Consider the following 14,518-nt stretch of genomic DNA (forward strand, 5'->3'; position numbering starts at 1 on the left):
AATAATATCTTGATGATATTAAATGATAAATAATTTTTGTCACTTATTCTGTCACTTCTGTGTGTGATCTGATTCACTTTTTACGTTTTTGAAATAGGATTTCTTTTTTGCCCCGTTGTATTGGAAAATATCTTTCTATTTAATATTCGAAAATAAATTTTTACCTATGTTGTATTAATGCCGACTGCCTCTCAAAACAGTCGGTGCGAATTTATTTACCGTTGTGCCCTACAATAAAGGATATGCCATCATGTCTGCGAATAAATTACGTTCATTATTACTTCTCTCCGCTTTGGGGCTTGGCATCGGTCAAAGCTATGCCGCCACCACCCTTAACGTCTGGATCCGCGCAAGTAACGACTCGAAGAATATCTACAAACAGGAGGCCGAGACGTTCGAGCAAAAAACGGGTATTAAAATCGAGTATTTCAACGCGACGACCGACTTCGAGCAGCGCCTGGCACGCGCCGCTGCCGGTAACGCCTTGCCTGACCTGATTTTCAACGATGCCGCCTCGTTGGGGCAATTTATCCAGTTGGGTATCGCTGAAGAGATTGACCCGAAAGCCATCAACGGCGGCGATCAGCTGTATCCCACCGCGTGGAACAGCACCCGCTATATCGACGGTAAATACTACGGCGTCCCGACCTCGGCGCAAACCTTCGCGCTGTTTGTCCGTAAGGACTGGCGCGAAAAGCTGGGCCTGCCGCAGCCAAAAAGCTGGGATGATATTCAAACCCTGGCCAAAGCCTTTACCACTCAGGATCCGGACGGCAACGGTAAAAACGATACCTACGGCTTTATCGTTCCGGCCTCCACAACCCGCGGCTACGCCAGCTGGTTTATGAGCAGCTTTATCTGGCAGGCGGGCGGTGATTTCGTCAAGGAACACAACGGTACCTTCAGCGCCTCGCTGAATACGCCGGAGGTGGCGCAGGCCATGACCTTCATGCGCACCATGATGTGCGAAAAGGTCACGCAACCGGGGGCGATTAACGCCACCACCGCCGACGTCATTCCTTCTTTCCGTTCCGGTCAGAGCGGTATGTTCTTCAGCGGCCCGTACCACATTGCGCTGTTTGATAAAGATCCGGGCAAAGACAAATTCGAAGTCGTGCCGGTGGTGGGGCCGAAAGGCGAAGCAACCCTCGCCGAAGGGACCACCGTCTTTATGATGAAGAGCAGCCAGCAGAAAGAGGCCGCGCGCAAATTCATCGAATTTATGATCTCGCCGGAAGGTCAGGAGATCGGCATGGGTAAAGGCAGCCAGCATATTCCTGTCGTGCGTCTGCCGGTGAACAAAAACGTGGATGTGAAGGCCGTCTACCAGGACGAACGCTGGGAAACCTTTGCCAAATTGTACAACGAGCAAGGGCGCTACGTGCCGCAAATTCCGAACTGGACGCCGGTGCGTCAGGTGGCCGCTGACGGCTTCAACCGCATCTTTGCCGATTGCAATAGCGATATCAGCGCCGAGCTGAAGACGATTGACGGCAAAGTGAACGCCGAGCTGGCAAAACAAAACGTGCTGGCTAAGTAAAGGAGTATGTGATGACGCTGCATGAGACGAAGTCCGCGCCGCTAAAGCAAGCCGCGTCGCCTGACGCCACTGGATGGCTGACGGCAAAACGTAAGCGAGCGCTGATTCCGTGGCTGTTCCTCGCCCCGGCGCTGGTGATCTTCAGTTGGTTTAAGTTCATCCCAATGATTCAGGGTCTGGTGATGAGCTTTTACAAGGTCAATTTTAACCAACCGGACGAATGGGTGGGGTTCGCCAACTTTACCCGCGCGTTTGCCGACGTTGAGCTGCACGCAGCGGTGGTTAACACCCTGCTGTACGTGCTGGTGACCATGTTTGCCGCGGCGATACTGGCCTTTTTCCTGGCCATGTTACTGGAAGGCCCGGCGCGCCACCTGCGCTTTATTCGAACCGCCATTTTCCTGCCGGCGGTCACCAGTGCGGCAATCGTCGCCGAAATGTGGCGCATTCTGTTCAACCCAACGCCGAACGGGGTGGTGAACCATATTCTCAGCTGGTTCGGCGTTGCCGATCAGGGCTTCCTCGCCAGCTCGGATCAGGCGCTGGGCGTCATCATGTTGCTGCATATCTGGAAAGCGGTGCCGTACAACATGGTCATTTTCATCGCCGGCCTGGCCGGTATCAGCCGCGACCTGTATGACGCCTCGAACGTGGATGGCGCTAACTGGTGGAACCGACTGCGCTACGTCACGCTGCCGGGGATGATTCCGGCGCTGTCGGTGGTGCTGATGCTCTCCTTTATTCGTGGTTTCCGCGTGTTTGCCGAAGTGTATGCCACGACCGGCGGCGGGCCGTCTAACGCCACGGAGATGATTATGACCCACATCTATAAGCTGGGCTTCGAACAGTTCGACTACGGCTACGCTTCGGCGGTGTCGTTCCTGCTGTTCGCCTTCACGGTGGTGTTAACCATCTGCCATCTGACGCTGAAAAAACGTATCGCACGTTACTAAGGAGCCATGATGTTAAGTAAACGTTGGGATACCGCAGGACGCTGGTGCATCTACGCACTGCTGCTGATTGTCTTCGTCGGGCCGTTCTGGGGTATCGTGGCCACTGCGTTCAGCGGCGCGCCGGTTAAACCGGGTGAGCTGCTGGCGTGGCCGAACCAGTTCTCGCTGGAGAACTTTATCTTCGCCTGGCAGGACATCGGCGTCTGGCAGTACCTGCTCAACTCTATCCTGGTGGTGTTCTTCGGCACCATTTTGCAGGTGTCGGTGAGCGCGCTGGCGGCCTACGCGCTGGCTCGTAAGAAGTTTCGCGGCGTCGCGCTGGTCAGCCTGGTGATTCTCTCGACCATGATGCTGCCGGAAGAGGTGATCGCCATTCCGCTGTACATGATCATCAACTGGCGGCTGCCGTTTATCGATGCTTCGCTCTACAACAGCTATCTGGGCATGATTCTGCCGGTAGTGGGCTGGGCCTTCTCCATCTTCGTGCTGACCGAGTTTATGTCGGCTATCCCGAAAGAGCTGGAAGAAGCGGCGCGCATTGACGGCGCTAACGAATGGCAGATTTTCTTCCACGTGATTCTGCCGCTGGTGAAGCCGGCGCTGGGAACGGTGGTGACATTCGGTTTCATTATGATTTGGGATCAGTACCTGCTGCCGCTGATTGTGGTCAACCAGGACAGTCTGAACACGATTCCGGTAATCCTCGGCACGCTGCGTACCGACGAGAGCATCACGCCGAACATTTTCATTGCGATTACGCTACTGGCGATGCTGCCAAGCATCATTGTTTATCTGGGTCTGCAAAAACATTTCAACCGCGGGATCATGTCCGGCGCGGTCAAAGGATAAGGAGCTACCAATGGGATCCGTTGTACTGAACAGCGTGCGTAAATCTTATGGCGATGCGCACGTGATTAAAGATGTGTCGCTGACTATCCCTGACGGTGAGTTCTGCGTGCTGGTGGGGCCGAGCGGCTGCGGTAAATCCACGCTGCTGCGCATGATTGCCGGGCTGGAGGAGATTTCCGGCGGCGAAGTGCATATTAATGAGCGTAATGTCACCGAGGTGGAACCGAAGCTGCGTGATATCGCGATGGTGTTCCAGAGCTATGCGCTTTATCCGCAGATGACGGTACGCGAAAACATGGGCTTTGCGCTAAAAATGGCGCGTCTGCCGAAGACGGAAATTAAGCAAAAAGTTGATGAAGCCGCTGCGCTGCTGGGGCTGGAGCCGCTGCTGGAGCGCCTGCCGAAGGATCTCTCCGGCGGCCAGCGTCAGCGCGTGGCGATGGGGCGCGCGATTGTGCGTAAGCCACAGGTATTCCTGTTTGATGAACCGCTTTCCAACCTGGATGCCAAGCTGCGTACCCAGGTGCGCGGCGAGATTCGCGAACTGCATCGTCGCCTGAAAACCACGTCGGTATACGTCACCCACGATCAAATCGAGGCGATGACTATGGGGCAGATGATTGTTGTGCTGCGCGATGGGCGTATTGAGCAGGCCGGGACGCCGCTTGAACTGTATGACCAGCCGGCTAACCTGTTCGTGGCGGGCTTTATCGGTTCACCGGAAATTAACCAACTGCCGGGCGAAGTGGTGATCAACGGCCCGACTACCAGCCTGCGCCTGAAGGATGGCTCGCTTCTGGCGTTGCCTGCGGGTTTACAGGTGAAAAATGGTCAGCAGGTGGTGTACGCTATCCGCCCCGAACAGGTCAACGTGGTGAATGAAGCGCGGGATGATGCGCTGGCCGCGAAGGTTACGGCGGTGGAGAATACCGGGTCGGATATGCAGCTGTTTTGCGATACCGGCGGCGGGGCCTTTACGTCGGTCTTTAAGCAGCGCCTGGCGGTGAAAGAGGGCGACAACATCTGGCTGCAGCCGAAGCTCTCCGGTGTGCATCTGTTTGATGCGCAAAGCGGCCAGCGCATAGCGTGCCTGGAGGGCCAATAAGGTGGCAATGAAGCTGTACACCCTGGATGAAAATTGCCTGGAAAATGCGCGCGCGGGCCTCAAGCAACCGTTCTCACCGTTGCAACTCGCGCTGAGCAAACTGGTGGCGGAGGCCGATCAGCTGCGGCGAGAGCCGCCAGAAAGCGTGGTGCATAAAAAACTGCGTCCGGCGAGCGGCGATGCTCACGATTACTACAGTCTCGGCACCTACTGGTGGCCGAATCCGCGGCGGCCCAATGGGCTGCCCTATATTCGTCGCGACGGGCATATCAACCCGCAGTGCGAAAACAACGACACCGATACCTCGCGCATTATCCGTATGTGCGAGCGCTGCCTGACGCTGGGGCTGGCGTGGTACTTCACCGGCCAGCGTCAGTATGCGCAGGCCGCCGCACAGCAGATTCGCTGCTGGTTCCTTGATGGCGATACGCGGATGAACCCGCATCTCAACTACGGCCAGGCGATTCCGGGGATTGTCTCCGGGCGCGGCACCGGGCTGATTGATACCCGTCTGCTGTGGATGGTGGTTGATACCATCGGGCTGATTAACGGCGCGAGCGTGCTGGATACTGACGATATTATCGGCCTGCACCAGTGGTTCCGCGACTTTAACCACTGGATGTACTACAGCGAAATTGGTCATTCTGAATATGTCTGGCACAACAACCACGGCACCTGGTACGACGCGCAGCGCACGGTGAACGCGCTGTTCTACGGCGATAAGGGGCTGGCGGCGCGCATTATTGAGCAGGGGATTACTCAGCGTATGGCGGCGCAAATTGACCAGGACGGCAAGCAGACGATGGAACTGGAGCGTACCATTCCGTTCCACTATTCGTTGTTTAACCTTGAGGCGCATCTGTTGCTCAACCGCTACGCCGAACACGTGGAGTTCGACCGTTGGAATACTATCCGTGACGGACGCGGGGTGAAGCAGGGAATAGACTATCTGGTGCCGTTTATCCGTGAACCGGATCTGTGGCCGTACAGTGACTTACAGGGCATCGTCTGGGACAGCGCGCTACGGGTACTGCTGCAATCGATACGGGGTTATCCGAAGCAGGCGGCGAGCTACCGTGAAGCGCTGAAGTGCGTGCCGCAGGAGACGCTGCAGCTGAAAGAACAGCTGATGTGGTGTCCGGGGCAAGCGTAGTGCCTTCAGGCAGTTTGGCGGGCGTTGCCGGATAGCGGCGTACCGCCATCCGGCCAGGGTGATCGTCGCTTATACCGCGGCGATAATCTTAATCTCAACTTTATATTTCGGGTTCATCAGCTTCGCCTGCACCGTGCAGCGCACCGGGGCATGGCCGGCGACGACCCATGCATCCCACGCTTTGTTCATCGCCGCGAAATCATCCCCGTCGGCGAGAAAAATGGTGGCGTCGAGGATGCGTGACTTGTCGCTGCCTTGCTTTTCCAGCACCGCGTCAATCTGTGCCAGCGTGTTAGCCGTCTGCTCAAACGCGTCGGCATCCAGGTTTGCCGGCACGCCGGTGTAGTACAGCGTCTGGTTATGGATTACCACATCAGACCAGCGCGCTTCGGCATCAATACGGACAATCGTCATTTTCCTTTCCTTTTTAACATCACGTCGATGCGCTAAGACTGCCACATTGTCGCCGTGACGTCACGGCTTAGGCTGGCATAACCTGGACTGGCCTGACATAATCACTGGGAATTTTTCCAGGGGGTAACGTGACGGACGATTTTGCAGCAGATGGCCAGCTTGCGCAGGCGATAACCGGCTTTAAACCGCGTGAACCGCAGCGCCAGATGGCGCACGCCGTCGCTCAGGCGATTGACGAAGGTCAGCCGCTGGTGGTTGAGGCCGGCACGGGTACCGGTAAAACATACGCCTATCTGGCCCCTGCGCTGCGATCGGGGAAAAAGGTGATCATCTCCACCGGGTCGAAGGCACTACAGGATCAGCTTTACAGCCGTGACTTACCCACCGTTTCGAAAGCGCTGGACTACACCGGCAAGCTGGCGTTGCTAAAGGGGCGTTCAAACTATCTGTGTCTGGAGCGTCTGGAACAGCAAGCGCTGGCGGGCGGCGATCTGCCGGTGAATACCCTGAGCGACGTCATTCTGCTGCGCAGTTGGGCGAACCAGACGGTTGATGGCGACATCAGCACCTGCGTCAGCGTCGCCGAGGATTCTCAGGCGTGGCCGCTGGTCACCAGCACCAACGATAACTGCCTTGGCAGCGACTGCCCGCAGTATCAGGAGTGTTTCGTGGTGAAGGCGCGTAAAAAGGCGATGGACGCCGACGTCGTGGTGGTCAACCATCACCTGTTCCTCGCCGATATGGTGGTCAAAGAGAGCGGTTTTGGCGAGCTTATTCCCGAGGCCGACGTGATGATCTTCGATGAAGCCCATCAGCTACCGGACATCGCCAGCCAATATTTTGGCCAGTCGCTCTCCAGCCGTCAGCTGCTGGATCTGGCGAAAGACGTGGTCATCGCCTATCGTACCGAACTGAAAGATACTCAGCAGTTACAAAAGTGCGCCGATCGCTTGGCGCAGGCGACGCAGGATTTTCGCCTGCAGGTCGGCGACCCGGGGTATCGTGGCAACCTGCGTGACCTGCTGGCGGATAGCGCCGTGCAGCGTGCGCTGCTGCTGCTCGATGACGCGCTGGAGCTGTGCTACGACGTGGCGAAACTTTCGCTGGGACGTTCTGCGCTGCTCGATGCCGCCTTCGAGCGCGCAACGCTGTACCGCGCGCGCCTGAAACGCCTGAAAGAGATCAACAAACCCGGCTACAGCTACTGGTACGAATGTAACTCGCGCCACTTTACGCTGGCGCTGACGCCGCTGACCGTGGCGGACAAATTTAAAGAGGTGATGGCGGCCAAACCGGGCAGTTGGGTTTTCACCTCGGCGACGCTGTCGGTGAATGACGATCTGCACCATTTCACCGAGCGTCTGGGTATTGAAGCGGCGCACTCGCTGCTGTTACCCAGCCCCTTCGACTATGCCAGCCAGGCGCTTTTATGCGTGCCGCGCAATCTGCCGTTGCCGAATCAACCGGGGGCGGCGCGCCAGCTGGCGGCGATGCTCAAACCGCTGATTGAGGCCAACGATGGCCGCTGCTTTATGCTCTGTACTTCGCACGCCATGATGCGCGATCTCGCCGAACAGTTCCGCGCGACGATGACGCTGCCGGTCTTGTTGCAGGGGGAAACCAGCAAGGGGCAGCTTCTGCAACAGTTTGTCAGCGCCGGTAACGCGCTGCTGGTCGCGACCAGCAGCTTCTGGGAAGGGGTAGACGTGCGCGGCGACGCGCTCTCGCTGGTGATCATCGACAAACTACCGTTTACCTCCCCGGACGATCCGCTGCTCAAAGCACGGATGGAAGACTGTCGCCTGCGCGGCGGCGATCCGTTCGAAGAGGTCCAGCTTCCGGACGCGGTGATTACCCTTAAGCAGGGCGTTGGGCGCCTGATTCGCGATGTGGACGATCGCGGCGTGCTGGTGATTTGCGATAACCGTCTGGTGATGCGCCCCTATGGCGCGACGTTCCTCGCCAGCCTGCCGCCCGCGCCGCGCACTCGCGACATTCGACGGGCGGTGCGTTTCCTGGCGCTGTCATCGACGCGGTAATGCGGTGCAAAGTGTGGTAAGATGCGCGCCATTTTGTTGATCCGTAACTGCGAGAGCGCGACTAACCATGCGAATTCTGGCTATTGATACCGCCACGGAAGCCTGCTCGGCTGCCTTGTGGAATGAAGGTAGCACCAGTGCTCATTTCGAGCTTTGTCCTCGGGAACACACCCAACGAATCCTGCCAATCGTGCAGGATATTCTTACTGAAAGTGGCGTAAGCCTCACCGAACTCGACGCGCTGGCGTTTGGCCGTGGGCCGGGCAGCTTTACCGGCGTGCGTATCGGTATTGGTATTGCGCAGGGGCTGGCGCTGGGCGCTGAGCTGCCGATGATCGGCGTGTCAACGCTGGCAACCATGGCGCAGGGGGCCTGGCGTAAGCAGGGCGCAACTCGCGTGCTGGCCGCCATCGACGCGCGCATGGGCGAGGTCTACTGGGCTGAGTATCAGCGTGATGAACAGGGCGTGTGGCACGGTGAAGAAACCGAAGCGGTGCTGAAGCCGGAAGCGGTACAGCAGCGTTTAGCCGAATTGAGCGGCGAATGGGCGACCGTTGGCACCGGCTGGGCGGCCTGGCCGGAGATGGCGCAGGGCGCGAACGTGACCCTGAACGACGGCGGCGTGACTCTGCCTGAGGCGGAAGACATGCTGCCAATTGCCTGCCAGCTTCTCACGCAGGGTAAAACGGTGGCCGTCGAGAAAGCGGAGCCGGTTTATTTGCGTAATGAAGTGGCGTGGAAGAAACTTCCCGGTCGCGAATGACTCTAAGCAGATAAATAGTGAGTCCAGGAGCAGCATCATGGCAGGTCAAAAATACGTCGTTCGTGGCGCAATTGCAGGGCTTATCGCATTAGCGTTAAGCGGCTGCGTCAGCGTGCCGGATGCCATTCAGGGCAGTAGCCCAACGCCGCAGCAGGATCTGGTTCGGGTTATGGCGGCACCGCAGCTGTATGTCGGCCAGGAATCGCGCTTTGGCGGCACGGTTGTGGGTATTGAAAACCAGCAGGGTCGCACCCGTCTGGAAATCGCCACCGTTCCGCTCGACAGCGGCGCGCGTCCGATTCTCGGCGAAGCCTCCCGTGGGCGTATCTATGCCGATGTTAACGGTTTCCTTGACCCGGTAGATTTCCGTGGCCAGCTGGTGACGGTGGTCGGCCCGATCGTCGGCACCGTGGAAGGGAAAGTGGGCACCACGAAGTACAATTTCCTGCACGTTCAGGCCACCGGCTATAAACGCTGGCGCGTTACCCAGCAGGTGGTGATGCCGCCGCAGCCTATCGATCCGTGGGTCTTTGGCCCGCACCCCTGGAATTACGGTTACGGCGGCTGGGGATGGTATAACCCCGGCCCAGCGGAAGTTCGGAACGTCGTAACTGAATAAGATCTGTGCAAAAGCAGACAAAAAAGAAACAGCGGCTAGTCCGCTGTTTCTTCGTTGTAATGGATATAAAAAAAATAAAGAGTGACGCGCTTCGCAACCTTAATTCTGATTAATTCTTAAACTGGTACGCTGAGTTAATATAATGTTAACGAAAGTTTATCATTTGGGGTTGCGATGACGACGAATACGTATTTTAGAGGTGATGCTTTGAAAAAGGTTTGGCTCAACCGTTATCCTGCTGATGTTCCGGCAGAGATCAATCCTGACCGTTATCAATCCCTGGTGGAACTGTTTGAACACGCGGCAACACGCTTTGCCGATCAGCCCGGCTTCGTCAATATGGGCGAAGTGATGACCTTCCGTAAGCTCGAAGAGCGCAGCCGCGCCTTTGCCGCTTATCTCCAGCAGGGGCTGGGGCTGAAGCAGGGCGATCGCGTCGCGCTGATGATGCCTAACCTGCTGCAATATCCGGTTGCTCTGTTCGGCATCCTGCGTGCCGGGATGATCGTGGTCAACGTCAACCCGCTGTACACCCCGCGTGAGCTGGAGCATCAGTTGAACGACAGCGGCGCGCAGGCGATCGTGATTGTCTCCAACTTTGCCCACACGCTGGAAAAAGTGGTTGATAAAACTCAGGTTAAGCACGTGATTCTGACCCGCATGGGCGATCAGCTTTCAACCGCCAAAGGGACGCTGGTCAACTTTGTCGTCAAATACATCAAACGACTGGTGCCGAAATACCATTTGCCGGATGCGATCTCCTTCCGTCGCGCGCTGCATAGCGGCTACCGCTTACAGTATGTGAAACCGGTGGTGAAGGCGGATGATGTGGCCTTCCTGCAATATACCGGCGGTACCACCGGCGTGGCGAAAGGCGCGATGCTGACCCATCGCAATATGCTCGCCAACCTCGAGCAGGTGAAAGCGACCTATGGGCCTCTGCTGCACGAAGGGAAAGAGGTGGTGATCACCGCGCTGCCGCTGTATCACATCTTTGCGCTGACCATGAACTGCCTGCTGTTTATCGAACTGGGCGGGCAGAATATCCTGATCACCAACCCGCGTGATATTCCGGGTCTGGTGAAGGAGCTGGCAAAATATCCGTTCACCGCCATGACCGGCGTGAATACGCTATTCAATGCGCTGCTGAATAATAAAGAGTTCCAGCAGCTGGATTTCTCCACGCTGCACCTGTCGGCGGGCGGGGGAATGCCGGTGAACCATTCGGTGGCTGAACGCTGGGTGAAGCTGACCGGGCAGTATCTGCTGGAGGGCTATGGCCTGACCGAATGTGCGCCGCTGGTGAGCGTCAACCCGCATGATATCGACTATCACAGTGGCAGCATTGGTCTGCCGGTGCCCTCAACTGAGGTGAAACTGGTGGACGATGACGACAACGAAGTGGCCGTCGGCCAGCCGGGCGAACTGTGCGTGAAGGGGCCGCAGGTGATGGAAGGCTACTGGCAGCGCCCGGACGCCACCGCGGAAATTATCAAAGACGGCTGGTTGCATACCGGCGATATCGCGGTAATGGATGAGGAAGGCTTCCTACGCATCGTTGACCGCAAAAAAGATATGATTCTGGTGTCAGGTTTTAACGTCTACCCGAATGAAATTGAAGACGTGGTGATGCAGCATTCCGGCGTACTGGAAGTGGCCGCCGTCGGTGTCCCTTCCGGCAATAGCGGTGAAGCGGTGAAGATCTTCGTGGTCAAAAAAGACCAAAGCCTGACCGAAGAGGCGCTGATTACCTTCTGCCGCCGTCAGCTAACCGGATACAAAGTGCCGAAACTGGTTGAATTCCGTCAGGAATTACCGAAGTCCAACGTCGGGAAAATTTTAAGACGAGAATTACGTGACGAAGCCCGCGCCAAAGTGGACAATAAGGGATAAGTCACGAGTCATGATGCCTAACGCCAGCTCTGCTGGCGTTTTTTTTGGCACAAAATAAGAGAGTATGATTTGAACTATCAGATGATCACCACCAACGATGCGCTGCACACGCTGTGCGACGCCGTTCGTCAGACAACCGCCGTCGCGCTGGACACCGAGTTTGTCCGCACCCGCACCTACTATCCGCAGCTGGGCCTGATTCAGCTTTTCGATGGAGAGCGTACGGCGCTGATCGATCCTCTGGATATCACCGACTGGTCGCCGCTGCAGGCGATTCTGCAGGACCGCAACATCACCAAGTTCCTGCACGCGGGCAGTGAAGATTTAGAAGTCTTTATGAACGTTTTCGGCGCCATGCCGCAGCCGCTAATCGACACGCAGGTGCTGGCTGCTTTCTGTGGTCGCCCGATGTCCTGGGGCTTTGCCGCGATGGTCGCTGAATACTCCGGCGTTGAGCTGGATAAGAGCGAGTCGCGTACCGACTGGCTGGCGCGCCCGCTGACCTCGCGTCAGTGCGACTACGCGGCGGCGGACGTCTGGTATCTGTTGCCGATAGCCCACAAGCTGATGGCGGAAACCGAGCAGAAAGGGCGCCTTGATTGGGCGCTGAATGAATGCCAACTGATGCAACAACGCCGTCAGGAAGTGACTGACCCACGCGAGGCGTGGCGTGATATTACCAACGCCTGGCAACTGCGCACCCGTCAACTGGCCTGTTTGCAACTGCTGGCCGACTGGCGTCTGCGCAAGGCGCGTGAGCGCGACCTGGCGGTGAATTTCGTGGTACGTGAAGAGCACCTGTGGAGCGTGGCGCGCTATATGCCGGGCAGCCTCGGTGAGCTGGATAGTCTCGGGCTGTCGGGCAGCGAAATTCGCTTCCACGGTAAAACGCTGATTAGCCTGGTTGAGAAAGCGCAGGCGTTGCCTGATGACGCGCTGCCAGAGCCGCTGCAGAACCTGATGGACATGCCGGGTTACCGCAAAGCGTTTAAAGAGATTAAGGCGCTGGTGCAGGAAGTGGGGCAGGCGAACGACGTCAGCGCCGAGATGCTCGCCTCGCGTCGCCAGATTAACCAGCTGCTGAACTGGCACTGGCAGCTGAAGCCGCGTCATACCGCGCCGGAAATGATTTCCGGCTGGCGCGGTGAGCTGCTGTCCGGCGCGCTGGATAAGTTGCTGGCAGAGTATCCGCGTTAAATCCTGACTGTAGGCCGGATAAGGCAACGCCGCCATCCGGCAATACAATCGTTGGGCAAGGGGTTGCCTGATGGCGCTCTGCTTATCAGGCTACACGCGGTTTCCGGACACAAAAAAAGCGCTATCACTAGCGCCTTTTTTTACACCACCGAAAGTCAGGATTTTGACTCTTCCGCTTCCGGCAGCGTGACGTTGAGTTCCAGAATCGAAATATCCCCGTCTTTTTGCTCTAACTGCACCGTGACCATTTCTGGGTCAATCTGCACGTACTTGCAAATCACTTCCAGAATATCCTTCCTTAACTGCGGCAGATAGTGCGGTTCTGCGTCACTGCGGCGACGTTCCGCGACAATGATTTGCAGGCGTTCTTTAGCAATGTTGGCGGTATTCTTTTTCCGTGAGAGAAAAAAGTCGAGTAATGCCATAATTTATCCTCCGAACAGGCGTTTGAGGAAACCTTTCTTCTCTTCTTCAATGAAGCGGAAAGGACGTTCTTCTCCCAACAGACGATCTACGGTATCAGCGTAGGCTTTGCCTGCGTCAGACACGGTATCCAGAATAACCGGTTCACCCTGGTTTGAGGCGCGCAGGACGGACTGATCTTCCGGGATAACGCCAACCAGTTTGATGCGCAGGATTTCCAGCACATCTTCCATGCTCAGCATGTCGCCTTTGCTCACGCGACCTGGATTGTAGCGCGTCAGCAGCAGGTGCTCTTTAATCGGCTCTTCACCATTTTCCGCACGACGGGATTTGGAGGCCAGGATGCCCAGGATACGGTCTGAGTCGCGTACCGAGGAGACTTCCGGGTTGGTGGTGATGATGGCTTCGTCGGCGAAGTACAGCGCCATCAGTGCGCCGGTTTCGATACCCGCAGGGGAGTCGCAGACCACGAAGTCGAATTCCATCTTTTTCAGCTCGTCGAGGACTTTCTCGACGCCTTCGCGGGTCAGCGCATCTTTATCGCGCGTCTGCGAAGCCGGCAGAATGTAGAGATTCTCGGTACGTTTATCTTTGATTAATGCTTGGTTCAGCGTGGCATCGCCCTGAATAACGTTAACAAAATCATATACTACGCGACGTTCGCAGCCCATGATGAGGTCAAGGTTACGCAGACCGATATCAAAATCGATAACGACCGTTTTCTTTCCCTTCTGCGCCAAACCAGTCGCGATGGCCGCGCTGGAGGTGGTCTTACCCACGCCCCCTTTACCTGAAGTCACAACAATAATGCGTGCCATAGAAATTCCTTGTTAAAAAGGGATTAATTTAACGGTTGAATAGTCAAAGCGCTGTCGTCTAACCGCAGACGCGCCGCTTTGCCATAAAATTCGGCTGGGATCTGGTCGCTCAGCCAATATTCCCCGGCGATGGAGACCAGCTCCGCAGCCAGGTGGGTACAAAATACTTGTGCTTCCCGGTCTCCGCCGGCGCCCGCCAGAACGCGTCCACGCATCATGCCATACACGTGAATATTACCGTCGGCAATCAGCTCAGCACCTGCGCTGACGTGGCTTGTCACAATCAGATCACAGTTTGGTGCATAAATGCGCTGACCGGAACGTACTGGCGTATCAATCATTCGCGTTTTTGTGATCGGACTAACAATTGGCTCGGGTTCAGTGGGCTTGGGCTGCTCAACGGGCGCGGCACGAACAACTTTTTCTTTACCTTCAGTCAGTAAAGGAAGGCCCGATTGGTCAATGGCCGCTTTGAACTGCGGATTTTTACAGCCGCTGACGCCCACGATACGCAGACCGGCAGCCATAATCGCCTGCTGAATCGCGCGCCACTGGGTAAACTCTTCAAGGTTGCTGACGTTGACCACAACCGGGGCATGACGGAAAAAAGCCGGAGCCTGGGCGACCTTGTCTTCTAACGCCTGACGAATAACCTCGGGTCTTGCATCATGCAAATGGACCACCGATAAGGTGAAGCTACTGCCTTTAAGTTCGATTGGCGTGTTTGACATCCTGGCCTTACTCAATTTGCT

At 56.7% G+C, this 14,518-nt stretch carries 14 protein-coding genes; 10 read left to right on the forward strand and 4 right to left on the reverse strand.

Going from position 1 to position 14,518, the window contains the following annotated elements; all coding sequences use genetic code 11:
* Positions 1 to 250: 250 nt before the first annotated feature.
* Genes ACW14G_RS19985 through ACW14G_RS20005 form a run of 5 tightly spaced genes read left to right on the forward strand, consistent with a single transcriptional unit; the run spans position 251 to position 5,600 of the window.
* A complete protein-coding gene (locus ACW14G_RS19985; protein WP_167575598.1) occupies positions 251 to 1,540 on the forward strand; it encodes an ABC transporter substrate-binding protein in 1,290 nt (429 codons plus the stop codon).
* An 11-nt stretch (positions 1,541 to 1,551) separates the two neighbouring features.
* Positions 1,552 to 2,493 carry a carbohydrate ABC transporter permease gene (locus tag ACW14G_RS19990; protein WP_223802808.1) on the forward strand — a complete coding sequence of 314 codons (942 nt, stop codon included), beginning with the start codon at positions 1,552 to 1,554 and terminating at the stop codon, positions 2,491 to 2,493.
* Between the two features lie 9 nt (positions 2,494 to 2,502).
* Positions 2,503 to 3,342 (forward strand): carbohydrate ABC transporter permease, encoded by an 840-nt coding sequence (locus ACW14G_RS19995; RefSeq protein WP_064544808.1) that lies wholly within the window; start codon positions 2,503 to 2,505, stop codon positions 3,340 to 3,342.
* 10 nt (positions 3,343 to 3,352) lie between these two features.
* On the forward strand, positions 3,353 to 4,447 hold the full coding sequence (locus tag ACW14G_RS20000; RefSeq protein WP_223802807.1) for an ABC transporter ATP-binding protein: 1,095 nt from the start codon (positions 3,353 to 3,355) through the stop codon (positions 4,445 to 4,447).
* A gap of 7 nt (positions 4,448 to 4,454) precedes the next feature.
* Complete coding sequence (locus ACW14G_RS20005; RefSeq protein WP_249023118.1) at positions 4,455 to 5,600, forward strand: alginate lyase family protein; 1,146 nt, start codon at positions 4,455 to 4,457, stop codon at positions 5,598 to 5,600.
* Between the two features lie 69 nt (positions 5,601 to 5,669).
* Here ACW14G_RS20005 and ACW14G_RS20010 read toward each other — a convergent pair whose 3' ends face one another.
* Positions 5,670 to 6,014: a RidA family protein gene (locus ACW14G_RS20010; RefSeq protein WP_064544814.1), complete on the reverse strand. Its 345-nt coding sequence runs from the start codon at positions 6,012 to 6,014 to the stop codon at positions 5,670 to 5,672.
* Between the two features lie 128 nt (positions 6,015 to 6,142).
* On the opposite strand from ACW14G_RS20010, the gene ACW14G_RS20015 reads away from it, so the two are divergent.
* From ACW14G_RS20015 to rnd, 5 genes are all read left to right on the forward strand, one after another.
* A complete protein-coding gene (locus ACW14G_RS20015) occupies positions 6,143 to 8,053 on the forward strand; it encodes an ATP-dependent DNA helicase (protein WP_167575601.1) in 1,911 nt (636 codons plus the stop codon).
* 67 nt (positions 8,054 to 8,120) lie between these two features.
* Complete coding sequence (gene tsaB, locus ACW14G_RS20020; RefSeq protein ID WP_249023119.1) at positions 8,121 to 8,816, forward strand: tRNA (adenosine(37)-N6)-threonylcarbamoyltransferase complex dimerization subunit type 1 TsaB; 696 nt, start codon at positions 8,121 to 8,123, stop codon at positions 8,814 to 8,816.
* Between the two features lie 37 nt (positions 8,817 to 8,853).
* Positions 8,854 to 9,435 carry a Slp family lipoprotein gene (locus ACW14G_RS20025; RefSeq protein ID WP_223802805.1) on the forward strand — a complete coding sequence of 194 codons (582 nt, stop codon included), beginning with the start codon at positions 8,854 to 8,856 and terminating at the stop codon, positions 9,433 to 9,435.
* Positions 9,436 to 9,642: 207 nt separating this feature from the next.
* Positions 9,643 to 11,328 (forward strand): long-chain-fatty-acid--CoA ligase FadD, encoded by a 1,686-nt coding sequence (fadD, locus tag ACW14G_RS20030; protein WP_163449268.1) that lies wholly within the window; start codon positions 9,643 to 9,645, stop codon positions 11,326 to 11,328.
* An 81-nt stretch (positions 11,329 to 11,409) separates the two neighbouring features.
* Positions 11,410 to 12,525 (forward strand): ribonuclease D, encoded by a 1,116-nt coding sequence (rnd, locus tag ACW14G_RS20035; protein WP_167577273.1) that lies wholly within the window; start codon positions 11,410 to 11,412, stop codon positions 12,523 to 12,525.
* 155 nt (positions 12,526 to 12,680) lie between these two features.
* Here rnd and minE read toward each other — a convergent pair whose 3' ends face one another.
* Genes minE through minC form a run of 3 tightly spaced genes read right to left on the reverse strand, consistent with a single transcriptional unit; the run spans position 12,681 to position 14,497 of the window.
* Positions 12,681 to 12,950: a cell division topological specificity factor MinE gene (minE, locus tag ACW14G_RS20040; protein ID WP_064544824.1), complete on the reverse strand. Its 270-nt coding sequence runs from the start codon at positions 12,948 to 12,950 to the stop codon at positions 12,681 to 12,683.
* A 3-nt stretch (positions 12,951 to 12,953) separates the two neighbouring features.
* Complete coding sequence (minD, locus tag ACW14G_RS20045; protein ID WP_064544826.1) at positions 12,954 to 13,766, reverse strand: septum site-determining protein MinD; 813 nt, start codon at positions 13,764 to 13,766, stop codon at positions 12,954 to 12,956.
* Between the two features lie 23 nt (positions 13,767 to 13,789).
* Positions 13,790 to 14,497, reverse strand: coding sequence for a septum site-determining protein MinC (gene minC / locus ACW14G_RS20050; protein ID WP_223804197.1), 708 nt, complete (start codon positions 14,495 to 14,497; stop codon positions 13,790 to 13,792).
* Between the last annotated feature and the right edge of the window lie 21 nt (positions 14,498 to 14,518).

The organism is Kluyvera sp. (assembly GCF_965301105.1).

What these genes read in the sequence shown, in the direction of transcription:
- ACW14G_RS19995 (WP_064544808.1), top strand. Translation starts at nt 2,503, where the DNA reads ATGTTAAGTAAACGTTGGGATACCGCAGGACGCTGGTGCATCTACGCA.
- minC (WP_223804197.1), bottom strand. Translation starts at nt 14,497, where the DNA reads ATGTCAAACACGCCAATCGAACTTAAAGGCAGTAGCTTCACCTTATCG.
- ACW14G_RS20025 (WP_223802805.1), top strand. Translation starts at nt 8,854, where the DNA reads ATGGCAGGTCAAAAATACGTCGTTCGTGGCGCAATTGCAGGGCTTATC.
- ACW14G_RS20000 (WP_223802807.1), top strand. Translation starts at nt 3,353, where the DNA reads ATGGGATCCGTTGTACTGAACAGCGTGCGTAAATCTTATGGCGATGCG.
- rnd (WP_167577273.1), top strand. Translation starts at nt 11,410, where the DNA reads ATGATCACCACCAACGATGCGCTGCACACGCTGTGCGACGCCGTTCGT.
- ACW14G_RS20005 (WP_249023118.1), top strand. Translation starts at nt 4,455, where the DNA reads ATGAAGCTGTACACCCTGGATGAAAATTGCCTGGAAAATGCGCGCGCG.
- ACW14G_RS19985 (WP_167575598.1), top strand. Translation starts at nt 251, where the DNA reads ATGTCTGCGAATAAATTACGTTCATTATTACTTCTCTCCGCTTTGGGG.
- ACW14G_RS19990 (WP_223802808.1), top strand. Translation starts at nt 1,552, where the DNA reads ATGACGCTGCATGAGACGAAGTCCGCGCCGCTAAAGCAAGCCGCGTCG.
- minD (WP_064544826.1), bottom strand. Translation starts at nt 13,766, where the DNA reads ATGGCACGCATTATTGTTGTGACTTCAGGTAAAGGGGGCGTGGGTAAG.
- ACW14G_RS20010 (WP_064544814.1), bottom strand. Translation starts at nt 6,014, where the DNA reads ATGACGATTGTCCGTATTGATGCCGAAGCGCGCTGGTCTGATGTGGTA.
- tsaB (WP_249023119.1), top strand. Translation starts at nt 8,121, where the DNA reads ATGCGAATTCTGGCTATTGATACCGCCACGGAAGCCTGCTCGGCTGCC.
- minE (WP_064544824.1), bottom strand. Translation starts at nt 12,950, where the DNA reads ATGGCATTACTCGACTTTTTTCTCTCACGGAAAAAGAATACCGCCAAC.